This is a genomic window from Caproiciproducens sp. LBM24188, from assembly GCF_054130445.1.
Window position 1 is genome coordinate 241,193 of record NZ_CP196862.1, and the last position, 25,731, is coordinate 266,923.

Annotated in this window: 22 protein-coding genes and 4 pseudogenes; 25 read left to right on the plus strand and 1 reads right to left on the minus strand. The window is 51.0% G+C overall.

From position 1 onward, the window contains the following. Position 1: 1 nt before the first annotated feature. The 8 genes and pseudogenes from ACSVDI_RS01085 to ACSVDI_RS01120 all read left to right on the plus strand — a co-directional run bounded on the left by ACSVDI_RS01085 (position 2) and on the right by ACSVDI_RS01120 (position 5,732). Entirely contained in the window at positions 2 to 277 is a 276-nt protein-coding gene (locus ACSVDI_RS01085; RefSeq protein ID WP_087307675.1) for a DUF5720 family protein, read from the plus strand. Between the two features lie 33 nt (positions 278 to 310). Beyond that, entirely contained in the window at positions 311 to 502 is a 192-nt protein-coding gene (locus ACSVDI_RS01090) for a hypothetical protein (protein WP_457944095.1), read from the plus strand. 69 nt (positions 503 to 571) lie between these two features. Continuing rightward, on the plus strand, positions 572 to 1,465 hold the full coding sequence (locus ACSVDI_RS01095; protein WP_457944097.1) for a DUF6017 domain-containing protein: 894 nt from the start codon (positions 572 to 574) through the stop codon (positions 1,463 to 1,465). A gap of 48 nt (positions 1,466 to 1,513) precedes the next feature. Continuing rightward, positions 1,514 to 1,876, plus strand: a complete 363-nt coding sequence (locus ACSVDI_RS01100; protein ID WP_457944098.1) for a DUF7768 domain-containing protein — start codon at positions 1,514 to 1,516, stop codon at positions 1,874 to 1,876. After that, positions 1,869 to 2,180 (plus strand): DUF5720 family protein, encoded by a 312-nt coding sequence (locus ACSVDI_RS01105; RefSeq protein WP_341004712.1) that lies wholly within the window; start codon positions 1,869 to 1,871, stop codon positions 2,178 to 2,180. Before ACSVDI_RS01100 ends, ACSVDI_RS01105 begins: the two co-directional genes overlap by 8 nt. Positions 2,181 to 2,281: 101 nt before the next feature. Continuing rightward, a complete protein-coding gene (locus ACSVDI_RS01110) occupies positions 2,282 to 2,782 on the plus strand; it encodes a PcfB family protein (RefSeq protein WP_457944100.1) in 501 nt (166 codons plus the stop codon). Beyond that, a pseudogene (locus tag ACSVDI_RS01115) lies at positions 2,779 to 3,822 on the plus strand (type IV secretory system conjugative DNA transfer family protein); the annotation flags it as partial. The gene ACSVDI_RS01110 and the pseudogene ACSVDI_RS01115, both read left to right, overlap by 4 nt. Before the next feature lie 65 nt (positions 3,823 to 3,887). Next, positions 3,888 to 5,732 carry a DUF4368 domain-containing protein gene (locus ACSVDI_RS01120; protein ID WP_457944102.1) on the plus strand — a complete coding sequence of 615 codons (1,845 nt, stop codon included), beginning with the start codon at positions 3,888 to 3,890 and terminating at the stop codon, positions 5,730 to 5,732. A 151-nt stretch (positions 5,733 to 5,883) separates the two neighbouring features. Here the strand turns inward: ACSVDI_RS01120 and ACSVDI_RS01125 are convergent, their stop codons facing one another. Then, positions 5,884 to 6,906: a LacI family DNA-binding transcriptional regulator gene (locus tag ACSVDI_RS01125; protein WP_457944104.1), complete on the minus strand. Its 1,023-nt coding sequence runs from the start codon at positions 6,904 to 6,906 to the stop codon at positions 5,884 to 5,886. Positions 6,907 to 7,122: 216 nt separating this feature from the next. On the opposite strand from ACSVDI_RS01125, the gene ACSVDI_RS01130 reads away from it, so the two are divergent. From ACSVDI_RS01130 to ACSVDI_RS01210, 17 genes and pseudogenes are all read left to right on the plus strand, one after another. Further along, a complete protein-coding gene (locus ACSVDI_RS01130) occupies positions 7,123 to 8,373 on the plus strand; it encodes an extracellular solute-binding protein (protein ID WP_457944106.1) in 1,251 nt (416 codons plus the stop codon). A gap of 78 nt (positions 8,374 to 8,451) precedes the next feature. After that, positions 8,452 to 9,339 carry a carbohydrate ABC transporter permease gene (locus ACSVDI_RS01135; protein WP_457944108.1) on the plus strand — a complete coding sequence of 296 codons (888 nt, stop codon included), beginning with the start codon at positions 8,452 to 8,454 and terminating at the stop codon, positions 9,337 to 9,339. Next, the gene (locus tag ACSVDI_RS01140; RefSeq protein WP_457944109.1) at positions 9,336 to 10,172 is read left to right on the plus strand and encodes a sugar ABC transporter permease; all 837 of its coding nucleotides are present in this window, start codon (positions 9,336 to 9,338) and stop codon (positions 10,170 to 10,172) included. The genes ACSVDI_RS01135 and ACSVDI_RS01140 overlap by 4 nt, the downstream gene beginning before the upstream one ends. Before the next feature lie 28 nt (positions 10,173 to 10,200). After that, positions 10,201 to 11,937 (plus strand): glycoside hydrolase family 13 protein, encoded by a 1,737-nt coding sequence (locus tag ACSVDI_RS01145; RefSeq protein WP_457944111.1) that lies wholly within the window; start codon positions 10,201 to 10,203, stop codon positions 11,935 to 11,937. A 25-nt stretch (positions 11,938 to 11,962) separates the two neighbouring features. Further along, on the plus strand, positions 11,963 to 14,272 hold the full coding sequence (locus ACSVDI_RS01150) for an alpha-amylase family glycosyl hydrolase (protein WP_457944112.1): 2,310 nt from the start codon (positions 11,963 to 11,965) through the stop codon (positions 14,270 to 14,272). A 470-nt stretch (positions 14,273 to 14,742) separates the two neighbouring features. Beyond that, positions 14,743 to 15,144, plus strand: coding sequence for an RNA polymerase sigma factor (locus ACSVDI_RS01155; RefSeq protein WP_457944114.1), 402 nt, complete (start codon positions 14,743 to 14,745; stop codon positions 15,142 to 15,144). A gap of 488 nt (positions 15,145 to 15,632) precedes the next feature. Then, positions 15,633 to 16,820 (plus strand): IS256 family transposase, encoded by a 1,188-nt coding sequence (locus tag ACSVDI_RS01160; RefSeq protein ID WP_135661204.1) that lies wholly within the window; start codon positions 15,633 to 15,635, stop codon positions 16,818 to 16,820. A 48-nt stretch (positions 16,821 to 16,868) separates the two neighbouring features. Beyond that, positions 16,869 to 17,684 (plus strand): annotated as a pseudogene (locus ACSVDI_RS01165) (VirD4-like conjugal transfer protein, CD1115 family); the annotation flags it as partial. A 217-nt stretch (positions 17,685 to 17,901) separates the two neighbouring features. Continuing rightward, positions 17,902 to 18,120, plus strand: a complete 219-nt coding sequence (locus ACSVDI_RS01170) for a Maff2 family mobile element protein (RefSeq protein WP_038273692.1) — start codon at positions 17,902 to 17,904, stop codon at positions 18,118 to 18,120. Positions 18,121 to 18,203: 83 nt separating this feature from the next. Continuing rightward, a pseudogene (locus ACSVDI_RS01175) lies at positions 18,204 to 19,073 on the plus strand (VirB6/TrbL-like conjugal transfer protein, CD1112 family). Between the two features lie 11 nt (positions 19,074 to 19,084). Beyond that, a complete protein-coding gene (locus ACSVDI_RS01180; RefSeq protein ID WP_457944116.1) occupies positions 19,085 to 19,621 on the plus strand; it encodes an MT-A70 family methyltransferase in 537 nt (178 codons plus the stop codon). 17 nt (positions 19,622 to 19,638) lie between these two features. Further along, the gene (locus tag ACSVDI_RS01185; RefSeq protein WP_341004714.1) at positions 19,639 to 20,061 is read left to right on the plus strand and encodes a PrgI family protein; all 423 of its coding nucleotides are present in this window, start codon (positions 19,639 to 19,641) and stop codon (positions 20,059 to 20,061) included. Positions 20,062 to 20,071: 10 nt separating this feature from the next. Further along, a pseudogene (locus ACSVDI_RS01190) lies at positions 20,072 to 22,443 on the plus strand (VirB4-like conjugal transfer ATPase, CD1110 family). A gap of 2 nt (positions 22,444 to 22,445) precedes the next feature. Then, positions 22,446 to 22,814, plus strand: a complete 369-nt coding sequence (locus ACSVDI_RS01195; RefSeq protein WP_457944118.1) for a DUF3851 family protein — start codon at positions 22,446 to 22,448, stop codon at positions 22,812 to 22,814. Next, the gene (locus ACSVDI_RS01200) at positions 22,807 to 24,543 is read left to right on the plus strand and encodes a CD1108 family mobile element protein (RefSeq protein ID WP_457944120.1); all 1,737 of its coding nucleotides are present in this window, start codon (positions 22,807 to 22,809) and stop codon (positions 24,541 to 24,543) included. Before ACSVDI_RS01195 ends, ACSVDI_RS01200 begins: the two co-directional genes overlap by 8 nt. Positions 24,544 to 24,573: 30 nt before the next feature. After that, positions 24,574 to 24,831, plus strand: coding sequence for a DUF4315 family protein (locus ACSVDI_RS01205; RefSeq protein WP_457944121.1), 258 nt, complete (start codon positions 24,574 to 24,576; stop codon positions 24,829 to 24,831). After that, a complete protein-coding gene (locus ACSVDI_RS01210) occupies positions 24,821 to 25,582 on the plus strand; it encodes a DUF4366 domain-containing protein (protein WP_457944123.1) in 762 nt (253 codons plus the stop codon). The genes ACSVDI_RS01205 and ACSVDI_RS01210 overlap by 11 nt, the downstream gene beginning before the upstream one ends. The last annotated feature ends 149 nt before the right edge of the window (positions 25,583 to 25,731 follow it).

Below are 25,731 nucleotides of genomic sequence, written 5' to 3' on the forward strand. Positions count from 1 at the left end.
TATGAGGGATATTTCAGCCCGTGAGCTGAAAGGACACAACATTCTCGCCGTGGAGCGTTTTCAGGACAACACCCGCTGGATGATCGAGTTTTCCATCCTGCGTCCCTGCTCCTACGGCAGCCCCGGCGATGAAATGCGGCTGTTTCTCACGGAGGACGGGTATCAGGCCGCCCTCGTAAGCCAGAAGCGCCGGGAAATCAAAATCAAGCGGTATGCCCGTGTGATCGAGGGCCATGTTCTCGACTTCAAGCCGGACAAGCGCCGCCGCCACCCGTAAACCTGCCACTACCGCGAAAGGAAAGGAATGAATATGTGTACTGTCCAGAGCATCAAGGATGCTATCGGGGAAAACTGCCAGTCTCTGTATGACATGGAATCCACCGACATTGACCGGGTTTTGCAGACCCTCCCGTTTTCGGGGCATGATTCGTTGTTCGACCAGCCGCCGCTGCCCAAGCGTCCCTACCGGCCCCGGAAGAACACGAAAACCAAGAACAGCTGAACGCCACAGTCTTTTTTACGAAAGATTGTGGCTTTTTTCATGCCCTGAGAACAGAAAGGAGTGAAGTCAATGGCGGTCTTTCGGATTGAAAGAACCCGCGACTATACGGTTATGAGCAATCATCACCTGCGGAACCATGAATTGTCCCTGAAAGCAAAAGGGTTACTTTCCATGATGCTGTCCCTGCCGGATGACTGGAACTATACCACCCATGGCCTTGCAAAAATCTGCAAGGAGGGCGTGGACGCCATCGGGAATGCGCTGCGGGAGCTGGAAACTGCCGGTTACATCGTGCGCCACCAGCTGCGGGACCGGCAGGGTCGGATCAGCGACACCGAGTATGTCATATATGAGCAGCCCCAGCCCCGGCAGCCGGAAACGCCTGGGCCGGATACGGCTGAACCGGATACGGCTTCACCAGATACGGAAACCCCGTATCTGGATAAACCGGATACGGAAAAGCCCGCAGAATTAAATATAGAGAAATCAAATACCCAAAAATCAATTACTCAGGGAGCAAGTACCGATTCCATTCCCTTCCGGGAACCAGCGGCGGTAAGACCGCCGGAACGGAAAGGAAGGGATGCGATGTCTGTCTCAGAGATAGAAAATTATCGGGAATTGATTCTGGAGAACATCGAGTATGACTATTTGTGCAGAGAGTTTTCGACCTACCGTGAGGACCTGGACGAGATTGTGGAGCTGATGGTGGAGACCGTCTGCGCCAAGCGGAAAACCACCCGAATCGCTGGCAGCGACTTCCCCCATGAGGTGGTCCGCTCCCGTTTTTTGAAGCTGGACAGCTCCCACATCGAGTTTGTCATGGAGTGCCTGCGGAACAATACCACCGAAATCCGCAACATGAAACAGTATCTGCTTGCGGTGCTGTTCAATGCGCCCACCACCATCAGTAACCACTACACCGCACAAGTTAACCACGATATGTACGCAGGCGGCTGGTAAACAGCCGCTTTTCTGCTGCCCGGACACACCGGGAGAAAGGATTTTGCCATGAAACGACCCCTTGCTTACATTACGGCTCCCTGGAGCAACAGCCAGTATGAGAACGCTAAGAACGCTGCGGCCTACTGCCGTCAGGTGTACGACGCCGGGTATTCGCCCATCTGCCCGGTGCTGTTCCTGCCCACCTTCCTCAAGGACGAGATTCCCCAGGAACACAAGGACGGGCTGGATATGGCGCGAGACTACCTGCGCCGGTCCCATGTGCTGGTGGTCTGCGGCCACGGTATCGACGAGACCGTGAAGAATGACATTGCCACCGCCGAGCGCCTGCGGATCACCGCCACCACCCTGGACGGCATCCTGACCGTGAAGGGCCAGGGGCGCGGGAAAGGAGGTGCGCGCCATGCCTGAGCGTAAGACCGTGGGCCAGCTGATGGAGGAAATGCGCCTCAAGGCCGGGGCGCAGAACTACCACGGCCACGAATACATGGATTTGCAGCGGTTTGCCGAGAACACCCGGCACATGATTATCTTCGATGTGCTGACCCACGATTCGCCGGTGGGCTGGAAAGGCGAACGGACCCGCCTGTTTCTGACGGAGGCCGGATACCAGAAAAGCCTGGAGAACCAGGAAAAGGGCCACATCAAGATTCTCAGCCATGCCAAGGTGCGCCAGGGGCATCTGTACTATGACCGCTCCGACCAGCTGCGTTGAAAGGAGCCTGCCATGATGAAATACCTGCTGCGGCGGCTGGTGGTCCCGCCTTAGTATCAAGCGCCACCCCTGCAAAATCCGTGGAAAGGAGGCGATGACCTATGCAGGAGGAAGTGGAAAACAGGACTTTGACGCTGGTAGTCAGCGGAACAAAGTTTACCGGGCGGCTGTTGAAAGCCGCCATCACCAAGTACCTTGCCCACCACAAGGAAAAGAAGCTGCAAAAGCAGAAAAGCCGGGATACCCCCGTGATTCCCCACGGCAAACAGACGGTGAAGCAGCTGATCGGCCAGAATCAGGGCGTTTCCAACATCGAGATCACCGACCCCTCCATCAAGGAGTTTGAGAAGATCGCCCGGAAATACGGCGTTGACTATGCGGTGAAGAAGGACCGCAGCAGCTCCCCGCCCAAGTACCTGATCTTTTTCAAAGGCCGGGATGCGGATGCCCTGACCGCTGCCTTTACCGAGTACACCGGCAAGAAGGTCAGAAAGGCGCAGAAAACAGAGCGTCCGTCCGTGCTGGCAAAGCTGAGCCAGTTCAAAGAGCTGGTGAAACACGCCGTCGTGGACCGGAACAAGCGGAAGGAGCTGGAACGATGAAAAAGCCGCTTGACATCAAAAAGCTCCTTTTGCTGAATATGCCGTATATCCTGATGGGACTGTTCGCCACCAACTTCGGTGAAGGATGGCGGATGGCCGTGGGTGCGGACGCTTCGGCAAAAATGCTCTCGTTCTTCTCCACGCTGCCGGTGACGCTGGCCAGCTGGTGGCCCAGCCTGCACCCTCTGGACCTGCTGGTGGGCCTGTGCTGCGGCGGCGGCCTGCGGCTGGCGGTCTATCTCAAGAGCAAGAACGCCAAGAAGTATCGCCACGGCATGGAGTACGGGTCCGCCCGATGGGGGACCCATGAGGACATTGCCCCCTACATCGACCCGGTATTCCAGAACAATGTGATTCTGACGAAAACCGAGAGCCTGACCATGAACAGCCGTCCCAAGGACCCCAAGACCACCAGAAACAAAAATGTGCTGGTAATTGGCGGCTCCGGTTCCGGTAAGACCCGGTTCTGGCTGAAGCCGAACCTGATGCAGATGCACAGCTCCTATGTGGTCACAGACCCCAAAGGCACCATCCTGGTGGAGTGCGGCAAGATGCTCCAGCGCGGGACGCCCAAACTGGGCAAGGACGGCAAGCCCATGAAGGATAAGCGCGGCAAGGTCATCTATGAGCCTTACCGGATTAAAGTCCTCAATACCATCAACTTCAAGAAGTCCATGCATTATAACCCCTTTGCTTACATCCACTCCGAAAAGGACATCTTGAAGCTGGTCACGACGCTGATTGCCAACACCAAGGGCGAGGGCAAGGCCGGGGACGATTTCTGGGTCAAGGCGGAAACGCTTTTGTACTGCGCCCTCATCGGGTATATCCACTACGAGGCTCCGGTGGAGGAACAGAATTTCTCCACCCTTATCGAGTTCATCAACGCGATGGAGGTCCGGGAGGATGACGAGGAGTTCAAGAACCCCGTAGACCTGATGTTTGACGCGCTGGAGGCGGAGAAGCCAAATCATTTTGCGGTCCGGCAGTACAAGAAGTACAAGCTGGCAGCGGGTGTTATATGCTCTAAGAGGCTTATTTATCATGTTTTTTGTCATGGTTAATGAAGCTGCTTAGATCATTTTACATATAGGAGGTCGCAAGCATGGGAAACGGCAAAATTACTCCGCTATACGAACGGTTATCCCGTGACGACGAGTTGCAGGGCGAGAGCAACAGCATATCCCACCAGAAGCAAATGCTGGAGGAATATGCTCGGAGAAACGGATTTCCCCGCCCGACCCACTTCACCGACGATGGTATAAGCGGTACCCGGTTTGACCGCCCCGGATTTACAGTTATGATGAAGGAAGTCGAGGCAGGGCATGTAGAGGCTGTCATTGTGAAGGACATGAGCCGCTTGGGGCGCGATTATCTCAAAGTCGGCCAGATCATGGAGATTCTGCGGCAGAAAAATGTTCGACTGATTGCCGTCAACGACGGCGTGGACAGCGCTAGAGACGATGACGACTTTACCCCATTCCGTAATATCATGAATGAATTTTTCGTGCGCGATACCAGCCGGAAAATCAAATCCGTTTTCAAGGCCAAGGGCATGACTGGGAAGCATCTGACCGGCACAGTCATTTACGGGTACTTATGGGCTGATGAAAAACGGGAACGCTGGATCGTTGACGAAGAAGCTGCCGCTGTGGTGCGCCGCATTTTTGCCATGACGATGGACGGCCACGGCCCGTATCAGATTGCCCAGCAGTTGACCTCCGCCAAGGTGGAAATCCCCGCCGTTCATTTGGCGCGGCACGGCGAGGGCGTGAACCAAAACAAGACGTTTAAGAATATTTACGGCTGGGGCTCATCCACCATTGTGAATATTCTCAAGAAACGGGAATACCTCGGCCACACGGTCAACTTCAAGACCCGGAAGCATTTCAAGGACAAGAAAAGCCACTATGTGGATGAAAGCCAGTGGGCGATTTTCGAGAACACCCATGAGGCCATCATCGACCAAGCAACCTTTGACAATGTGCAGCGCATCCGGGGCAATGTCCGGCGCTACCCGGACGGTTGGGGCGAGACTCACCCTCTTACCGGCCTGATGTACTGCGCCGACTGCGGCAGCAAAATGTACGTCCACCGCACCAACAACGGCAAGCGCATTCCGCAGTATACCTGTTCCGGGTACAGTAAGGTTCCCGTTGGGACGCTCTGCCCCACCCAGCACCGCATCAACGCCGACGTGGTGATGACTTTGATTGCCGATACGCTCCGGGCTATTGCGGTCTACTCTAAAAATGACCGGGCTGAATTTATCCAAACGGTAAAGGATGCTCAGATTTTCCAACAGTCCAGCGGCATTGTACAGAAGAAGAAACGACTGACGGAGGCTAAAAAACGTTCGGAAGAGTTGGAAAAGCTGTTGTGCCAGATTTATGAGGATAAAATTCTCGGCAAGCTGCCGGAGGCGCGCTTTGCCACTCTTGACGCTCGGTACGCCGATGAACAGGACGAGCTTTCCGTTGAAATGGAAGAACTGGAACAGGCCGTTTCCGGTTACGAGCACAAGCAACAGTCCGCAGAAAAATTCATTGCCCTGATCGACAAGTACGAAAACTTTGATGCTCTGACTACCACCATGCTCAATGAATTTGTGGAGAAAATTGTTGTCCATGAGCGCGACCGCAAAGGTTGTCAAGACACCACGCAAGAAGTCGAGATTTACTTTAATTTTGTGGGTAAATATGTGCCGCCCCACTTTGGGAAAGTCAACCTGACCCCGGAAGAACAGGAAGCAATGCGTAAAAAGGAAGAACGACGGGACAGGCTGCACCGGAACTATTTGCGCCGCAAGGCCAACGGCAAACAGCGGGAATACGAGGAACGAGTCAAGGAGAAAAAGCAAAAGAAAAAAGAAGCTCAAAAATTGGCTCTCTGGGCCGAGGATATGGCAAATGACGTGTTTATCCCTGTCCGCGATTTACCCAGCATATAGTTGTTGAGAAAATCTTGTTTCCATAACTATGTGCCATGCCACCGTTGTTAATATGAAAAGAAAATTCTACCATCTCAAGGAATTAATGAATAAAAGCAACAAATTGCCAACACATTGTTCTCTGAACCGTCCCACACCCCGTTTCCCATTTTTAAATCGGTGTTGGCATCGGCTCGGATGCTGTGTTTTTTATCGTTGAATTGCGAACGATTAACACCGGAAGCGTAGTGTAGGACTGCACTTGCAGCGAGGGTTGTTTCATCTTTCGTAGAAGCATAATTCCGGCCTGTGTCCCCATATCGTAAACATCAATATTCACAACAGTCAACGCCGGTTCCATAATCCGCGAATATGGATAATCATCAAACGAAATAATAGCTATATTATCAGGAATCGTTAGCGCCTGGTCGCGAATGGAATGGAATGTCCCCAACGCAACCGTGTTATTGGCACAAATGATCGCTTCCGGCTGGTCTTCTCGGATTAACTGCTCTGTGATTGCTCGCGCATTCTCAATCGTCACAGCACCCTGCCGAACATCTTCCGGTGAAATAGATATCCCAAGCTCTTCGGCTGCTTTTTGTGCTCCCTGCAGTCTGTGCAGCGAAATAAGGTCATCCTTTCCGCCACCGATATATGCGATATGGCGATAACCTACTTGGAACAAATGTTTTACCGCAATCGAGCCGGACAAATTGTTGTTTGTATCGATCCAGCACAGTTCACTTTCAAAGTCAGGCCTACCGATCACAATGTGCGGAAAATTGCTGCTGGCCAAGACGCTTGATACCTTTTTTGAAACGGCGGAAACGTGGAGTACGATTCCATCTGTATTTTTTTGCTCAATCAGCGACTCAATTACAGTACCTTCATCCTGTTCCTTCGCAAGGTTGATGAAAGTTAAACTATACCCTTTTCCGCTCAGCGTATTTTCCACTCCGCACATGATCTCAAAAAGGTGTGGATTATTAAAAGCGGCGTTTTTTTCTGCCCTCGCGATAAAAGTGACATTATGGGTTTTCTGTCGGGCAAAATTTTGAGCACGGAGATTTGGATGATAATGGAGCTGTTCCATGATATTGCGTACTTTTTGTGTTGTTGCTTCTGAGATAAGCGGCGAATGATTTAGTACCTTGGAAACCGTAGAAACAGAAACTCCGGCTTCCCTCGCCACTTCACGTATACTGACAGGCATGGTTACTATGCACCCCAGTCTTTTTTGTTTTATATTACATCGGTTTCATAAAAATATCAATAGAAAAGTCAGAAAATATATTGACTATTTACTGTTAATCGCCTATAATATGGCATGAAATTCGGATGTTTGCATTAAATTTTATATTTAATAATTACACCGGTTTCATACATTAAGCAGGGAGGTTTTGGTTTTATGAAAAAAGTGTTGGCATCCGTCCTGTCCGTTCTTGTTATGCTTGGAGCCTTAGCAGGCTGTCAGCAGGACAAGAAAGCGGCTCCTTCTGCAAAGCCGGTCGAAAGCGGCGCAAGCAGTATGGCAAAAAAGGAAGCAGTCAATCTCACCATCTGGTATGAAAATGACCAGAAAATCGGCGATGCTCTGCAGGCGCAGCTTAACGACCTTTCGCAGGATGTGAAGGTTACGGTTCAGCGCAAAGATAAAATGACAGATGCACTAAAGCTGGTTGGAAATGATCCTCAAAGTGCCCCGGATATGTTCTTTTTTGCGCATGACAAAACCGGATTATACGCCGAAATGGGAATCCTCGCCCCGATCACCGACTTTATTTCGAAAGACTCTCTCTCTGATTTTATTCCCATGACGCTGAGTGCCGGAACCTATAAAGATACGCTTTATCAGCTGCCGATTTACTTTGAGACACAAATGTTTATGTACAACAAGAAGTTAATGAGCACCCCTCCGAAAACGACCGACGATTTACTGAAATTTGCGCAGAGTAATACCAAAAACGGTACATACGGCTTTGTCGAGCAGCACAGTACCGCTTACTACGCAGTCAGTTGGATTCATGCATTCGGCGGATATATTATTGACAAGGACGCAAAGCCCGGGCTGAATCTTCAGGGTACAGTCGATTCTCTAAAATACCACAAGCAATTTGTCAAATATCAACCATCGGACGGAGACTATAACACCATGACCGCACTGTTCAAGGAGGGAAAGGCAGCTTCGACCATTAACCTGCCGAATCTGGCTGTTGATGCGAAAAAGTCTGGCATTGATGTTGGCTTTGCGCCGCTTCCGACTGTTAACTCAACAGGAAAGCAACTTTCTCCCTATGCGGGAATTCAGGGCGTTTATGTTCTAAAATCCTCAGAAAGCGGTAAGAAAGAAGCAATCACATCTGTTTTGAAGGCATTGATGAAACCGGAAGTCGGCGTTGCAATGTCGAAAATTACAAACGATGCACCGGCAAACAACAAAGCGTATTCCGACGCTTCCGTTTCTTCAAACGAGATCGTCATGAATTTGAAAAATTCCGCGGACACTGTCGTTCCGATGCCGAACGTTCCGGCAATGGACGTCATGTGGTCGGTCACGGAAAATATGCTTTCAGCTGTGAACAAAAAGGGCGGAGATCCAGCAACTGAAGCGGCAAAAGCTCAGAAAAATGCTCTCTCGCAAATCGCAGATATGAAATAACACAATATGGAATGATTGTTTTCCTTGAGGGCGATGTTGCATATGCATCGCCCTTTGGCATAAGAATTGAGGTGCATTATGAAGAAAAAAGGCAGTCGCCCTTATCTGTATCTGACTCCGTCGCTTGTGGTAATCGGGCTTATAGTTATATTCCCTATTCTCTATACTGGATATATTTCGCTCACAAATATGAATATTTACCACTGGTTTCATCCGGAATTTGTCGGACTTCAAAATTATGCGAAGGCTATTTTTGTATTTGATTCCGGATTTCTTTCAGCTTTGCTTCGGACAGTCCTATGGACCGTCATCAATATAATACTTCAGATGGTCATTGCTTATATCATAGCAGTTCTGCTCAACACAGAAGGCCTTCGTGCCCATAAGTTCTACAAAACGATTCTGATGTTTCCCTGGGCAATGCCAGGTTATGTATCGATCCTGCTTTGGAAAATGGGAATGTTTAACAATGAATACGGCTTGTTAAATCAATGGCTCGGAAAGCTCGGATTCAGTGGAGTTAAATGGTTGGACGGAAACGTATCTGCTTTTTTGTCCTGTACCTTGGTCAATCTTTGGCTTGCGCTCCCGTTCATGATTATGATTATCGACGGTGCGCTTCAGAGTGTCGACAAATCTTATTATGAAAGTGCAACGCTCGACGGAGCGGGGTTCTTTACAAAACTCGGAAGGATCACAATTCCGCTTGTGCGCCCGGTTATCGCTCCGGCTGTCGTAATAACAATATTCACGACATTCAAGCAGTTCGACATTGTTTATCTGTTGACACAGCAGCAAGGCTCGAAAACCGGCGCGGATATTCATACTGTCATAACATATACATATGAAAAAGCCTTTGTTACGAATAACTACGGCTACAGCGCTGCTGTTTCCGTTATCATATTTCTTCTGTTGATTTTGTTTTCGATGTTTACGAACAAAGAGCTGAAGGAGGGTTACCGGTGAAATACAGGAAACGAATTGGCATTTTCTTTCTTAACATTTTTTTCATTTTCATTTGTTTACTCTGCCTGATTCCCGTTTTGTATGCACTAGGAATCTCTCTGAACGGCCATAACGACCTGCTCAGTTCTAATTTCACTTTGATTCCTCAAAATGTTACTTTTGATAATTACAGATGTGTGCTGTTTGAAAAGCCATTTTTCCTGTGGTTCAAAAACAGTTTGATTCTATCCGCTTTCACTGTGCTTATTTCTATTTTAGTGGCTGTTCCAGGTGCGTATGCGCTGTCGAGAAAGAGGTTTCGCGGGCGTAAAATGATTCTGAATCTTTTAATACTGCTGAATGCTTTCCCTGCAATTCTGTCCATGTTTGCCGTTTACAGAATTTTAAAGCCGATGGGTCTGATTAATTCGTTCACAGGCCTTATCCTAATTTATATTGGCACGATGGCTATTTTTGGCCTGTGGAACATGAAAGGCTATTTTGATACAATTCCAGAGGAAATTGAGGAAGCCGGGGAAATAGACGGGGCCGGAGATTTCCAGCTTATATGGAAAATCGTTTTGCCGCTTGCCCGCCCTTCCATCATCGTCACGGCGGTTATGATTTTAATCTATGTGTGGAACGAGTATATATTTGCAGTTACTTTCATTACCAGTTCCGGTAAATACACGCTTGCGGCCGGGCTGTATGCTTTGCAAGCAACAGATTATACACGCAACTGGCCTGTTTTTTCCGCTGCGTCACTGCTCGTTTCGATTCCCGTTCTTGTTATCTTTTTCTGTATTCAACGTTACATGACTTCCGGTCTTACCGCAGGCGGTGTCAAAGAATAAATGAATGAAATTATGGAGGTTTCCACATATGAACCGTGAAGCAATTCTTCATATTCCTCTTTCAAACTACGCATATGGCTTAGATGAGACCCATGTTGTTTTTCGTCTTCGGACGGCCAGAAATGATATCAAATCTTGCATCTTACATTATGGAGACCGTTCCTGTAGAGAAACTCCCGTCCTTTTTACCCCTGTGCCAATGAAGATTGCGGCAAGCGATGATCTCTTTGACTATTATGAAATTGAACTTAGCAGCCCCTATACCAGAATCTGTTATTATTTCGAACTCAGTGATGGAAAAACGACATGTTTATATTATTCAGATGAATTTCATTCTGAAACGACGGGAGAACGTTCGGAATATTATCAGTTCCCTTTTAACAGAAGAGAAGATATTGCACAGGTGCCAAAATGGGTAAATGACGCAGTCGTTTACAACATTTTTCCGGACAGCTTTGCTACAGGACGCAGATACATCGCGAAGGAAGGTATGCGGCGCGTTTATCGTGGCAATTCCACCAGCAGTAAGAACGGCGGCACGATCTGCGGTATTATCGATAATCTCGATTATCTGACTACTTTAGGGATAAACTGCATTTATCTTAATCCGATTTTTGTGGCGGGCGAATATCACAAATACGATTTACTCGATTATTTCCACATTGACCCCTGCTTTGGCTCAGATGATGATTTTCGGAAGCTGGTAACGGAATGCCATAAGAATCATATTCGAGTGATTATCGATGGCGTTTTCAATCATTGCGGCTGGAATTTTTTCGCATTTGACGACGTAGTTAAGAACGGAGAAAAGTCGAAATACAAAGACTGGTTTTACGATTTGGCTTTTCCAGTGATTCGCCCCGACAGCATGGATGATTACCCAAATTATTCCTGCTTTGGCTATGAAAGGACAATGCCGAAATTAAATACTTCGAATCCCGAGGTGATTCATTATTTCATGAAAATTTGTCGTTACTGGCTTGAAAACTTTGACATAGACGGGTGGAGACTGGATGCTGCAAACGAAATAAATTTTGATTTCTGGAGAACATTTCGAAGAACGGCAAAATCGGTCAAACCGGATTGTCTGCTTATTGGTGAAATTTGGGAATCCGCTTATCCGTGGCTTCGCGGAGATCAGTTTGATTCATCCATGAATTATGACATACGTAAGAACTGCCGGGATTTTTTTGCAATCGGCAAAATTGATGCAGCCGGATTTGAAGACCGTGTAACAAAAATGATAATGCGATACCCACAGCAGATGCTTTATGCGCAATTAAATGTATTGGATACTCACGACGTGCCACGCTTTTTGACCCTTTGCGAGGGCAACTGGATGAAGTTTCGCCTTGCGGTCGTGTTTCAGATGACTTTTGTTGGGATTCCATCGATCTTTTACGGCGACGAGCAAGGAATTCAGGGGTTAACGGAAGATGAGTACCGTCAACCGATGATATGGGGAAATAAGAGCTTTTTCGAATTTTACCGGGCATTGATTAATCTGCGCCGTTCAAATGTCGCTTTGCGGCAAGGATCTCTCCATACGGTCTGCGCGGAAAAGGGAAAACACCTTTATATATTTGAGCGCGTGTGCGAAGCTCAGTCAATTCTCGTCGCGCTTAACGCGGGCGATCGAAAAGAGGTGATTTCGGTTTTAGGCGGCGACGAATACAATAAATGTCTTTTTCAAGAGGGGGTGAGTGGAAAGGAAATCGGGCCTTGGGGATTTGGCGTGTTTGAAAATTCAAATGTAAAAATCTAATGAATGAAGACTTGGAGGGAATTTTATGCGCAAAAACTTTAAGAGGTTGAAATCCATTTCTGCCAGTGTTGTGCTTTCCCTTGCAATTGTTTTTTCGACGTCGTTCACCGGCAACGGCGTGGTGGCTCACGCTTATAGCAACGGAGCGGTATCTCCCTACAGCAGCAATACCTCTGCTGATTCTTCCGATTCGCCGGTAACGTCAAAGGACGTCATTTACCAGATTCTTACGGACCGTTTCTATGACGGAGACACATCCAACAATATCCCAAGTGGATTTGACAGCTCGCTTTTTGACGGCACGGGGCAAAAATACAGGTTGTACCAAGGTGGCGACTGGCAGGGAATCATTGACAAGATTCCATACCTGAAGTCCATGGGCATTACGGCAGTATGGATCTCGGCACCCTATGAAAATCGTGACACGGAAATCGACGATTACAATTCGGACGGTTCCATAAACAAGTGGACAAGCTACCATGGCTACCATGTCAGGAATTACTTTGCAACCAATAAGCATTTCGGTACTTTTAAGCAGTTTGAGTCTTTACGGGATGCTCTTCATCAAAACGGGATGAAGCTGATTATCGATTTTGTCACCAATCATACCAGCCGTTCCCATAATCCCACTTTAAACAATGCAAATGAAGATGGAAAACTGTATGAACCGGATAAAAAGCCGGACGGCTCTTATGCTCTGGACGCCAATGGGGAACCTTACGACTACAATGGCGATGGAAAAGTAGAAAATCTTCTTGCAGACCCGAACAATGATAAAAATGGCTGGTTCCATCAGTTTGGCGACCGCGGCAACGACAATTCGGTTTGGGGGTATCGAAATAAAGATTTGGGATCTCTGGCGGATTTCTCACAAGAAAACTCCAGTGTCGTCAGCTATCTTGAAAGTGCTGTAAAGTACTGGAGTAACTTGGGAATCAATGGTTTACGTTACGACGCTACGCTGCACGAGAATCCAGCCTTTGTGAAAGGGCTGATGGATTCCGTTAACAAACAATCTACGGTAACTCAGTTCGGTGAATTTTTTATCGGCCGTCCTTCTGATAAATATTCCGAATACTGCAGTTTCCCGAGACGCACAGGAGTCAATAACCTGGATTTTGAATACTATCGCGCAAATTCCACCTGCTTCGGCGATTTTTCAACAACGATGAGTGACTTTGGCAATATGATGCAGTATACGCAGAAAGACTATCAGTTCTCAAACCAGGCTGTAACATTTATTGACAATCAGGATGTTCCGCGTTTCGGGTATCAGCAACAGAATCAAAAACCGTTCAACGCATCGCTTGCAGTGCTGCTTACCGCGAGGGGAATCCCGAACATCTATTACGGGACGGAGCAATATGTAAACCCCGGTACAAACGACAACAATATCGGCAGAATTTTCATGGAAAAACAGTCGAATTTTAATGAGAACACTACAGCATATAAACTCATTAAAAAACTTTCCGATTTGAGACAGAGCAACGATGCAATCGCCTATGGCCAAACATCCGTGCTTTACAGCGACGACAACGTAATGGTGTTTCAGCGTAAATTCTATGACAACACAGTCGTTGTTGCGGTGAACCGTCAACCAGACAGATCATATACGGTTCCCAGCATCAGTGTTGGGCTTCCCTCCGGCACTTATTCCGACTACCTCGGTTCCATGCTGTACGGTGATTCTACAACCGTTTCAAATGGCAAGATCGATTCAATCGGCCTATCTGGCGGCGAAGTGGATGTGTGGTCTTATAATGCTGCAGCAACTGAAACTCCGGAAGTTGGAGACATTATGTCGACCCAAGGCAGCGCGGGAACAAAAGTTTATATTTACGGCAGAAATTTCGGCACGTCACCGACCGTTAAGTTTGGAAATACTGCTGCAACGGTCCTATCTTCTACATCTACAATGATTGAAACGACAGTTCCTTCTGGGGCAGTGCACGGTGATAACTCCGTAACGGTTACAAATAGCGGAATGACAAGCAACGGAATTGTTTACAATGTTCTTTCCGGCGACCAGAACCAGGTCATTTTTCATGTGAAGGCTTCCACAAATTACGGGGATAACATTTACGTGGTAGGTAGCATTCCCGAATTAGGTTCCTGGGACACCAGCAAGTGCACGGAAGCTATGCTTTGTCCAAATTATCCTGAGTGGTACTTGCCCGTCAGTGTGCCAGCTAATACGACGTTCCAGTTTAAATTCATAAAGAAAGATTCGAGCGGCAATGTAACGTGGGAAAGTTCCAGTAATCGGACTATCACATCTTCTTCTAGTACAACGGGAGTAGTAGATACTCCTGTCTATACATGGAGTGCTAATTAATCTTTTCGGTATTCGAATCTTCTTTGTTTTATGAATTGTTAGACGGCATTAAGAGCATCGCCTTCTAGTGAAGTACCCCCGGAGTTGAACGGCAAAGTATGCCAAACAATTTCGGGGGCATCTATATCATCAGTCAATGTGAGCAATGATTATAATTGTTTCGGAGATTGTTGTTTGTGATTTTTGATAAATCACAGCCTCTGTGGTGGTTAGATGTAATCGAGCCATTCCCCATGTAAAGTCTCAAAAGAATCACACTTTTTTGCAACTCTCTATTGCGCCCTTTTTTAGCCAGCACCTTTCAGGGTCTTCCCTGTAAAGGTGTTTTTTTGTACCCGATTTTAGTAAACGTCCTATGGCACGAATTCCTTTTGAATATTAAATTAACTTGGTCCGATATTCAAGTCCACTGCCGTTCACCTTCAACGTCCTTTCTGAAATCCCAGATTATTCAGAAAGGACAAAAAATCATGGAGGTACATATTAAAATTTACGGACAAAGAGTAAACGTGGAAGTGTCCGATGAAGTTGGAGAATACCTTGATCGGGCCAATCACAAAACCGAGAATCTGTTTCATGAGCAGCGACGTCATTGGGACGGACACGAGTTTAGTGAATACCTTGTCGCTCATGAATGCAGCCGGAGTTACTACGAGACACCAGAAGAATGGCTCTGCCGCAAGGAAACTCTGCGAGAGATCATGATGGCACTGGAAAGCTGCACGGAAATTCAGCGACAAAGATTCTTTCTTTACGCATTGGAAGAATTCAGTTGTACCCAAATCGGAAACATCTGCGGCTGTTCCAAATACGCCGTCTGGAATTCCATTGAGGCAGTTCGCAAAAAGTGTAAGAAGATTTTGAAGTATTGATCTACGAAACATAGGTTTCAGGCTAACCGTATGAAGGGTTTTCTGCCCTATCACATGCGCAAGATGGACAGGCAGTTTCAAGCTTTCTGTCCATCTTGCTGTCTGGAGGTTAGCTGTATGCCCACCATCAATCTGCGCAAGTACATCTCGTTGAGGTCAGCAACGAAGTTGCCGAAGCATTTTTATTGGCAAAGCGACGGGAAGACAATTATCATCACCGAACTTGGTATCACAAAGCCTACTACTCTCTGAATTGTGGCGATGGCATCGAAAATAGCATTCTTCACATGGAGCCGTCGCCTGAAGAAATCCTTATTCAAAAAGTCTCGATGCAACAGCTTTATGAAGCCCTCGACCATTTATCGCCCATTCAGGCGCGCCACGTGATAGAGTACAATAAAGTTCGCAATTTCGAGAAGGTATAGAAAAGCCATTGGGACTCCTTTAAAATGAATGGTGTCAAGACATTCAAAAAGGAGTTGGTCCCAATGACTCAAGGAAAGAATAACACAGATCTTACGGAATTGCTACTGAAATGTATGGCGGAGCCCGACCCGATGCTCAGTATGCTGGAATGGCTCTGCGCTCAACTGATGGAGGCGGAGGTTTCCGGCCTTGTGGGGGCGGAAAAGAATGCGCACAATCCGTCTCGAAGTGACTACCGCTGCGGATATCGTCCCCGGAGGCTGGATACTCGCGTAGGGACGATGTATCTCATGGTGCCAAAGCTGCGCAGCCATGGATATATCCCGTTCTTTGTCACTGAACGCAAACGCAGCGAGGCGGCGCTGGTACAGGTTATTCAGGAGGCATTCGTGCAGGGCGTGTCCACACGGAAGATGGAAAAGTTGGCTCACAGTCTGGGGATAGAGAACCTCTCCCGCAGTCAGGTCAGTGAGATGACAAAAGGGCTCAATGAACAGGTACAGGAATTTCGCAACCGTTCTCTGACGGATACTCGTTATCCTGTCATTTGGACGGATGCCCTGTACGAAAAAGTCCGTATGGATGGCCGTGTCGTCAGCATGGCGGTGATGGTTGTCTGCGGCGTCAACGAGCAAGGGCACAGGGACATTCTCGCCGTGGAGCCGATGCTGGACGAATCCAAAGAGAGCTATTCCCAGTTGTTTCAAAGTCTTTTGGATCGCGGCTTGAAAACACCGCTGCTGGTGGTTTCCGATGCGAACAAAGGGCTGATTGCCGCCATCCGAGAAAGTTTTCCCGGCGCATCCTGGCAACGCTGCAAAGTGCATTTCATGCGAAATATTCTGGCCCATATACCGCAGAAAGAAAAAGAATCCTTTGCGGTCCAACTGAAAGAAATCTGGCTGGCGCCTTCCGTCCAATTAGCGCGACAGCGCGCAAAACAGTTGTCGGAGCAATATGGGAAGCGGTTTCCCAAAGCAATCGAGCTTCTGGAAGACGGGCTGGAGGACTCACTGGCTTTCTATGCATTCCCCGAGCTTGATGCCCGTAAAATCTCATCGACCAATATGCTGGAACGGCTGAACAAGGAAATCCGGCGCAGAACCAACGTCGTCGGGATATTCCCAAACAAAGATTCCTATCTGCGGTTGGTTACAACATATCTCATGGAATACGCTGAAGACTGGTCCGTTTCCAGAGCATATTTGAATCCCAAATCGATTCAGACACTTCTGCTAAGCGCAGCTTAATTCATTTCGTGGAGTCCCCAAATTGCGAACTTCTCTTGACATAGCCTCTCTGGCAAAACCGCAAAATCCATTCTGATTTCCTGCGGTGCGCGCCTTGCCGTGTTCGATATTGCGGAGCTGCGGGAGGTCACTTCCTATGACGAGCTGGAGCTGGACACCCTGGGAGACCAAAAAACCGCCCTGTTCCTTATTATGAGCGACACAGACGATAGCTTTAACTTCCTGATCTCCATGTGCTACACCCAGCTGTTCAACCTGCTCTGCGAAAAGGCGGACGATGTGTACGGCGGGCGGCTGCCGGTCCATGTGCGCTGCCTCATTGACGAGTGTGCCAACATCGGTCAGATTCCCAAGCTGGAAAAACTGGTTGCCACTATCCGCAGCCGTGAAATCTCCGCCTGTCTGGTGCTGCAAGCACAGTCCCAGCTCAAAGCTATTTACAAGGACAGCGCCGACACCATTGTTGGAAACATGGATACTTCGATTTTTTTGGGCGGCAAGGAGCCGACCACCCTCAAGGAGCTGGCCGCCGTGCTGGGCAAGGAAACCATCGACACCTACAACACCGGCGAGAGCCGTGGGCGGGAAACATCCCATTCTCTCAACTACCAGAAGCTCGGCAAAGAGCTTATGAGCCAGGATGAACTGGCCGTTATGGACGGCGGCAAGTGCATCCTCCAGCTGCGTGGTGTTCGTCCGTTTTTGTCGGACAAGTACGACATCACCAAGCACCCCAATTACCCGTACACCGCCGACGCGGACCCCAAGAACGCCTTTGACATCGAGGCGTTCCTGTCCACCCGGCTCAAACTCAACCCCAACGAGGTCTACGATGTGTATGAAGTAGACGCAGAGGGCGCGTAAATCTGTTCCGCTGTGAAAGGAGTGGTCTTATCTACCCGCCTCAACCGCCCCGGATGGGGCCATCGGCGTACAAAGCGGACAATCACCAAAAAAATAATGAAAAAAGGAGGACAGCCGGAATCAGCCCCCGGAAACCGGGCGGCAGATTGCTCCGGCTTTTGTATGCCTATGAATGACTAAATCAAACTTTTCAAATGATTCCGGCTAACTACAATTTATGGCATTTTTTACTCAGGCTATCACCGTTCTTCAGACCCTCGTTATCGCCCTTGGCGCTGGTCTCGGCATCTGGGGCGTCATCAACCTGCTGGAAGGTTACGGCAACGACAACCCCGGCGCGAAGTCCCAGGGCATGAAGCAGCTCATGGCTGGCGCTGGTGTCGCCGTGGTCGGCATGGTCCTCGTACCCCTGCTCTCCAGCCTGTTCACCGTCTGATCGTTCCCGTCGTTAAGCTGTCATAAGAAATCCTTGCCGCCCCTGCTCCCAAGCGGGGGCGGCTGAAAGGAGGTTGACACCGTATGGATTTCTTACTCGATGCCCTTACTGACTGGCTCAAGGAAATGTTGGTAGGCGGCATTATGAGCAACTTATCGGGGATGTTCGACAGCGTGAACCAGCAGGTCGCAGACATTGCGACACAGGTGGGCCAGACCCCCCAGGGCTGGAACGGGAGCATTTTCAGCATGATCCAGAACCTCTCCAACTCCATCATGGTGCCGATTGCTGGCGTGATCCTGGCTATCGTGATGACGCTGGAGCTGATTCAGATGATTACCGACAAGAACAACCTGCATGATGTGGACACCTGGATGATCTTCAAGTGGGTGTTCAAATCTGCCGCCGCCATTTTAATCGTGAGCAACACCTGGAACATCGTGATGGGCGTGTTTGACGCCGCCTAAAGTGTGGTGGCGCAGGCGGCAGGCATCATCGGTTCCGACGCTTCCATCGACATCTCCTCTGTCATGACCGATATGGAGTCCCGGCTGATGGATATGGACCTGGGGCCGCTGTTCGGCCTGTGGTTCCAGTCGCTCTTTATCGGCATTACCATGTGGGCGCTCTATATCTGCATTTTCATTGTCATTTACGGCAGAATGTTGGAAATATATTTGGTCGCATCGGTGGCCCCCATCCCTATGGCCACCATGATGGGCAAGGAATGGGGCGGCATGGGCCAGAACTACCTGCGCTCGCTGATTGCCCTGGGCTTCCAGGCATTTCTCATCATCGTATGTGTGGCGATCTACGCCGTGCTGGTGCAGAGTATTGCCACCGAATCCGACATCATTATGGCCATCTGGAGCTGTGTGGGCTATACGGTCCTGTTGTGTTTCACCTTGTTCAAAACCGGGAGCCTCGCAAAATCTGTGTTCAACGCACACTAAGGAGGGTCTGTATGGGAAAATATCAAATCATTTACGCAGATCCTCCCTGGAGCTACCGCAGCGGCAAGGTGAACGGGGCGGCCCAAAATCATTACCCAACTATGTCGGATGAACAGTTGTACCAACTTCCGGTATCTACGCTGGCAGCCGATACCAGTGTTTTGTTCCTGTGGTGTACCTTTCCCAAACTGCTCGAAGCGTTGAAACTCATTAAAGCGTGGGGATTCACCTTCAAAACCGTTGCGTTTGTCTGGCTCAAGCAAAATAAATCCGGCAACGGATTCTTCTTGGGCCTCGGCTGGTGGACGAGAAGCAACGCTGAGATTTGTCTGCTGGCCGTGAAAGGAAACCCCAAGAGAAAGAGCGCCAGCGTCCGGCAGCTGGTTTTTGCACCTGTCGAGCAGCACAGCAAGAAACCTGACATTGTTAGGGATCGCATTTTGGAACTCATGGGCGATTTGCCGCGCATTGAGCTGTTTGCCCGTCAAACCGCACCCGGATGGGATGTGTGGGGCAACGAAGTAGACAGCTCGATTTCATTTCCATAAAGAAGGAGGTAATCCCATTGGCTTATGTACCCGTACCCAAAGACCTTACAAAAGTCAAAACCAAGGTCGCGTTCAACTTAACCAAGAGGCAGCTGGTCTGCTTCGGCGGCGGGGCGCTCATCGGCGTACCGCTTTTCTTTTTGCTCCGGGGGCCTGCGGGAAACAGCGTGGCGGCCATGTGTATGATGCTGGTCATGCTGCCCTTCTTCATGCTGGCGATGTATGAAAAGCACGGCCAGCCTCTGGAAAAGATCGTGGGCAACATCATCAAGGTGGCCGTCATCCGGCCCAAGGAGCGCCCGTATAAGACCAACAACTTTTATGCCGTTCTGGAGCGGCAGGAAAAACTCGACAAGGAGGTGTATGACATTGTTCACGGCAATCAAAAGCTGGCTGCACCGGCTGTTCGGAAAAAACGAAAAGACCGCGCAGCCGGTTAAACCCAAGAAGATGAAAAAACTGTCCCGCGCCGACAGAAAGCAGATCGAGGCCGCCATCGCCCGCGCCAACCGCACGGACCGAAAAGAGAAGTCGGCTCAGGACAGCATCCCCTATGAACGGATGTGGCCGGATGGTATCTGCCGTGTGGCAGGCAGCCACTACACAAAGACCATCCAATTCCAGGACATCAACTATCAGCTCTCGCAGAACGAGGACAAGACGGCGATCTTTGAGGGCTGGTGCGATTTCCTCAACTACTTCGACAGCTCCATTCAGTTTCAGCTGTCCTTTTTGAACCTTGCAGCCTCCGAGGAAACCTTTGCCCACGCTATCAACATCCCTCTCCAGGGGGATGACTTTGACAGTATCCGGGTGGAGAGTATATGACCATGCTGCAAAACCAGCTGGCAAAGGGCAACAACGGCCTTATCAAGACCAAGTACCTGACCTTCGGTATCGACGCTGACAGCCTCAAGGCCGCCAAGCCCCGTCTGGAGCGTATTGAGACCGACATCCTCAACAACTTCAAACGCCTGGGCGTGGCCGCCGAGACCCTGGACGGCAAGGCGCGGCTGGCACAGCTCCACGGTATCTTCCACATGGACGAACAAGTGCCGTTCCGCTTTGAATGGGAGTGGCTGGCTCCGTCCGGTCTGTCCACCAAGGACTTCATCGCGCCGTCCGGCTTCGAGTTCCGCACCGGCAAGCAGTTCCGTATGGGTAAGAAATACGGGGCTGTTTCTTTTTTGCAGATTCTCGCGCCGGAGCTGAATGACCGGATGCTGGCTGATTTTCTGGATATGGAAAGCTCCCTGGTGGTCAGTCTGCACATCCAGTCCGTGGACCAGGTGAAGGCCATCAAGACGGTCAAGCGCAAAATCACCGACCTGGACAAATCCAAAATCGAGGAACAGAAAAAGGCCGTCCGGGCCGGATATGACATGGACATCATTCCCTCCGACCTTGCTACCTACGGTGCCGAGGCCAAGAAGCTCTTGCAGGATTTGCAGAGCCGGAACGAGCGAATGTTCCTTGTGACTTTCCTGGTGCTGAACACGGCGGACAATCCCCGGCAGCTGGACAACAACATCTTCCAGGCCAGCTCCATCGCACAGAAGTACAACTGCCAGCTGACCCGGCTGGACTTCCAGCAGGAAGAAGGGCTGATGTCCGCGCTGCCTCTGGGCCTCAATCAGATCGAGATTCAGCGGGGGTTGACCACCAGTTCCACGGCTATCTTCGTGCCGTTTACCACCCAGGAGCTGTTCCAGAACGGCAAAGAGGCGCTGTACTACGGGATCAATGCCCTGTCCAACAACCTTATCATGGTGGACCGAAAGCTGCTGAAAAACCCCAACGGCCTGATTCTCGGTACGCCTGGTTCCGGCAAGTCCTTCAGTGCCAAGCGTGAGATCGCCAACTGCTTCCTGCTCACCAATGATGACATCATCATCTGTGACCCGGAGGCCGAGTATGCACCTCTGGTGGAGCGTTTGCATGGGCAGGTCATCAAGATTTCGCCTACCTCCACCAACTACATCAACCCGATGGACCTGAACCTGGACTACTCGGACGATGAAAGCCCGCTGTCCCTCAAGTCTGACTTCATCCTATCTTTGTGCGAGCTGATCGTGGGCGGCAAAGAGGGCTTGCAGCCGGTACAGAAAACCATCATTGACCGCTGTGTGCGGCTGGTCTATCAGACCTATCTCAACGACCCGCGCCCGGAGAATATGCCCATTCTGGAGGACCTGTACGACCTGCTGCGGGCGCAGGAGGAAAAAGAGGCACAGTACATCGCCACGGCGCTGGAAATCTATGTAACCGGCTCCCTCAATGTATTCAACCACCAGAGTAATGTGGACATCAACAACCGTATTGTCTGCTATGACATCAAGGAGCTGGGCAAGCAGCTCAAGAAAATCGGTATGCTGGTGGTCCAGGACCAGGTGTGGAACCGTGTCACCATCAACCGCGCCGCTCACAAGTCCACCCGCTACTACATCGACGAGATGCACCTGCTTCTGAAAGAGGAACAGACCGCCGCCTACACGGTGGAGATTTGGAAGCGGTTCCGCAAGTGGGGCGGCATCACGCAGAATGTCAAAGACCTGCTTTCTTCCCGCGAGGTGGAGAACATCTTTGAGAACTCCGACTTCGTGTATATGCTCAACCAGGCGGGCGGGGACCGGCAGATTCTCGCCAAACAGCTGGGCATTTCCCCGCACCAGCTCAGCTATGTGACCCACTCCAGCGAGGGCGAGGGCCTGCTGTTCTATGGCTCCACGATCCTGCCTTTCGTGGACCATTTCCCGAAGAACACCGAGCTGTACCGCATTATGACCACCAAACCCCAGGAACTGAAAAAGGAGGATGAATGACCATGAACCCCAATACTGAACTGGATACCATGATGTTTTTCGACAATGCCCTGGAGAGTGAGCGCACCCAGCTGCTCACCGAGCTGGCCGATGCCGTCAGCGAGACCCGCACGGCGGTGGATCAGGCGGCGGAGCTGAATGAGGACGGCGAGGCGGGCCTGCTGCGCCTGACGGAAATCTGGTGCGCCATGAACGGCGTTCCCGCTGTCATCATCTTTGAGGGCGGGCAGTCCGAACTGCTGGCCAATGTGGTGGCGCAGATCTACGCCCATCTGCTTCAGCACCCCTCCCGTGACCCTGTGGGGCTGGCCGTCTATGTGGAGCTGCGCTACATGACGGCTTCCCTCATGCTGGGGGAATGGTTTGAATAAGGAGCCGCGCCTGCGCTTTACGGAGGAAGAACGGGCTGACCCGGCGCTGGAGAAGCCCATTCGTAAGGCGGACAAGGCCGCCGCCAAAGCGGATAAGGCGCAGGCCAAAATCCCGAAAAAACAGGTCCGGCAAAAGACGGTGGACCCGGAGACCGGCAAAGTGACCACCAAGCTGGTGCTGGAGGACAAGAAGAAGCCGCCCTCCAAGCTGTCCCATGCGGTGCGGGACACCCCCGCCAATGCCGCCCTGGGAAAACTCCACAAGGAAATCCGGGAGACCGAACAGGACAATGTGGGGGTGGAGAGCGCCCACAAGTCCGAGGAGGCTGCTGAGAGCGGCGCACGGTTGGTTCGGGAGGGCTACCGCAGCCACAAGTTGAAGCCCTACCGCAAGGCAGCCCAGGCCGAGCAGAAACTGGAAAAGGCCAATGTGAACGCCCTGTATCAGAAGTCCCTGCGGGAAAATCCCCAGCTTGCCAGCAATCCCATTTCCCGCTGGCAGCAGAAACAGGCCATCAAGAAGGAATACGCTGCCGCCAAGCGCGCCGGTCAAGCTGCCGGGAATACCGCAAGCGCAGCCCAAAAGACCGGCAAGGCCGCCAAGACGGTCAAGGAAAAGGCACAGCAAGCGGGCGCGTTTGTCATGCGCCACAAAAAGGGCTTTCTGATTGCTGGCGCGATCTTCCTGCTGGTCTGTATGCTGCTCAACACCATGTCCTCCTGCTCCATGATGGCGCAGAGCATCGGTTCTGTGGTGTCCGGCACCACCTATCCGTCGGATGACCCGGAGCTGGTGGCGGTGGAGGCGGACTACGCTGCCAAGGAAGCGGCGCTGCAAGCCGAGATCGACAACATCGAAAGCAGCCATCCGGGGTATGACGAGTACCGCTACGACCTCGATATGATCGGGCATGACCCCCATGAGCTGGCGGCCTACCTGTCCGCTGTCTTGCAGGGCTACACCCGGCAGAGCGCCCAGGCAGAGCTGGAGCGTGTATTCGACGCACAGTATGAACTGACGCTCACCGAGGAAGTGGAGATACGATACCGCACCGAAACTTCCACGGACCCCGTGACCGGCGAGACGACCACCGAAGAAGTCCCGTATGAGTATTACATTCTGAATGTGAAGCTCACCAGCAAGCCCATATCTTCCGTGGCTTCGGAGCTGCTGACCCCGGAACAGCTGGAAATGTACCAAGTGTACCGGCAGACGCTGGGCAATAAGCCGCTGATCTTCGGCGGAGGTTCCCCGGACATGAGCAATTCCGAGGACCTGACCGGCGTGGTATTCGTCAACGGCACCCGCCCCGGCAATCAGGCCGTGGTGGACATAGCCAAAAGTCAGGTGGGCAATGTGGGCGGACAGCCCTACTGGAGCTGGTACGGTTTTAACAGTCGCGTGGAGTGGTGCGCCTGCTTCGTGTCCTGGTGCTACGGCCAGATGGGGCTGTCCGAGCCGCGCTTTGCCTCCTGCCAGTCCCAGGGCATCCCGTGGTTCCAGTCCCACGGACAATGGGGCGGGCGTGATTACGCCAACATCGCCCCTGGCGACGCCATCTTCTTCGATTGGGACCTGGATGGGTCTGCGGACCATGTGGGCCTTGTGATCGGCACGGACGGCAGCCGGGTCTACACGGTAGAGGGCAACAGCGGCGATGCCTGCAAGATCAAGAGTTATTCCCTGACCTACGAGTGTATCAAGGGCTACGGCCTGATGAACTGGTAACAGAGTTTTTTCAAGAAGGAGTGATTGATTATGGCTAAGAACAAAATCCAGCGCATTGACCAGGAGATTGCCAAGGTCCGCGAGAAGATCGCGGAGTACCAGGACAAGCTGAAAACCCTGGAGGCGCAGAAAACCGAGGCGGAGAACCTGGAGATCGTCCAGATGGTGCGCGCCCTGCGGCTGACCCCGGAGCAGCTGAACGCCATGCTCTCCGGTAGTGCGGTCCCCGGCATGGCCGCCGCCTCCGCTGACTACGACGAACAGGAGGACACCGACCATGAAGAATAAGAGAATTTTCAAGACCCTTTCGGCCCTCTGCGCCGCCCTGGTGCTGATGATGGGCCTTTCCGTGACCGCCTTTGCCCAGGGGACGGACCAGACCCCGGCAGAGGACGCCACCAATGACGCCAATGTGGTGGTGGAGGAAACCGAGGACAGTCCGGCCCTGACCCCGGATGGCAACGCCGCCCTGGTGGATGACTTCGGCGGCAACAAGCAGCTTATCACCGTCACCACCAAGGCGGGCAACTACTTCTACATCCTCATTGACCGGGCCAACGAGGACAAGGAAACGGCTGTCCACTTCTTGAACCAAGTGGACGAGGCGGACCAGATGGCGCTGATGGAGGACAGTCAGGCCACCGAGGAGCAGCCCGCCACCTGTACATGCACGGAGAAGTGTGTAGCCGGTGCGGTCAATACTGACTGCCCGGTGTGCGCCACCAATATGAGCAGCTGTACGGGCAAGGAGCCGGAACCGGAGACCCCGGAGCCGGAGGAACCGGAGCAAAAAGCCACGGGGCTGAATCCGGCTTTGCTTTTGGCGGTGCTGGCCTTGATGGGCGGCGGCGGTGCCTTTGCCTACTTCAAATTCATCAAGAATAAGCCCAAGACCAAGGGCAGCGACAATTTGGACGATTACGACTACGGTGAGGATGATACTGCCCCGGAGGACGAGGACCCCTGGGAGACCGATGAATCCGACGAGCTGGACGCTGACTGGGGCAGCGACGAGGAAAGTGGGGGCAAACCGATTTGACCCGGTTCACTGACAGCCCCTATGAACGCATGATGACACGCAGGCCGGAGAGCGGGAAGGAAACTTCCCGCTCTCCCTCTTTATCTCCCGGCCACCCCTGTTATGGCTGTGGAAACTATGGAAGGCCATGTGTAGGATTCTGCCACCGG

What these genes read in the sequence shown, in the direction of transcription:
- ACSVDI_RS01085 (WP_087307675.1), top strand. Translation starts at nt 2, where the DNA reads ATGAGGGATATTTCAGCCCGTGAGCTGAAAGGACACAACATTCTCGCC.
- ACSVDI_RS01090 (WP_457944095.1), top strand. Translation starts at nt 311, where the DNA reads ATGTGTACTGTCCAGAGCATCAAGGATGCTATCGGGGAAAACTGCCAG.
- ACSVDI_RS01095 (WP_457944097.1), top strand. Translation starts at nt 572, where the DNA reads ATGGCGGTCTTTCGGATTGAAAGAACCCGCGACTATACGGTTATGAGC.
- ACSVDI_RS01100 (WP_457944098.1), top strand. Translation starts at nt 1,514, where the DNA reads ATGAAACGACCCCTTGCTTACATTACGGCTCCCTGGAGCAACAGCCAG.
- ACSVDI_RS01105 (WP_341004712.1), top strand. Translation starts at nt 1,869, where the DNA reads ATGCCTGAGCGTAAGACCGTGGGCCAGCTGATGGAGGAAATGCGCCTC.
- ACSVDI_RS01110 (WP_457944100.1), top strand. Translation starts at nt 2,282, where the DNA reads ATGCAGGAGGAAGTGGAAAACAGGACTTTGACGCTGGTAGTCAGCGGA.
- ACSVDI_RS01120 (WP_457944102.1), top strand. Translation starts at nt 3,888, where the DNA reads ATGGGAAACGGCAAAATTACTCCGCTATACGAACGGTTATCCCGTGAC.
- ACSVDI_RS01130 (WP_457944106.1), top strand. Translation starts at nt 7,123, where the DNA reads ATGAAAAAAGTGTTGGCATCCGTCCTGTCCGTTCTTGTTATGCTTGGA.
- ACSVDI_RS01135 (WP_457944108.1), top strand. Translation starts at nt 8,452, where the DNA reads ATGAAGAAAAAAGGCAGTCGCCCTTATCTGTATCTGACTCCGTCGCTT.
- ACSVDI_RS01145 (WP_457944111.1), top strand. Translation starts at nt 10,201, where the DNA reads ATGAACCGTGAAGCAATTCTTCATATTCCTCTTTCAAACTACGCATAT.
- ACSVDI_RS01150 (WP_457944112.1), top strand. Translation starts at nt 11,963, where the DNA reads ATGCGCAAAAACTTTAAGAGGTTGAAATCCATTTCTGCCAGTGTTGTG.
- ACSVDI_RS01155 (WP_457944114.1), top strand. Translation starts at nt 14,743, where the DNA reads ATGGAGGTACATATTAAAATTTACGGACAAAGAGTAAACGTGGAAGTG.
- ACSVDI_RS01160 (WP_135661204.1), top strand. Translation starts at nt 15,633, where the DNA reads ATGACTCAAGGAAAGAATAACACAGATCTTACGGAATTGCTACTGAAA.
- ACSVDI_RS01170 (WP_038273692.1), top strand. Translation starts at nt 17,902, where the DNA reads ATGGCATTTTTTACTCAGGCTATCACCGTTCTTCAGACCCTCGTTATC.
- ACSVDI_RS01180 (WP_457944116.1), top strand. Translation starts at nt 19,085, where the DNA reads ATGGGAAAATATCAAATCATTTACGCAGATCCTCCCTGGAGCTACCGC.
- ACSVDI_RS01195 (WP_457944118.1), top strand. Translation starts at nt 22,446, where the DNA reads ATGAACCCCAATACTGAACTGGATACCATGATGTTTTTCGACAATGCC.
- ACSVDI_RS01205 (WP_457944121.1), top strand. Translation starts at nt 24,574, where the DNA reads ATGGCTAAGAACAAAATCCAGCGCATTGACCAGGAGATTGCCAAGGTC.
- ACSVDI_RS01210 (WP_457944123.1), top strand. Translation starts at nt 24,821, where the DNA reads ATGAAGAATAAGAGAATTTTCAAGACCCTTTCGGCCCTCTGCGCCGCC.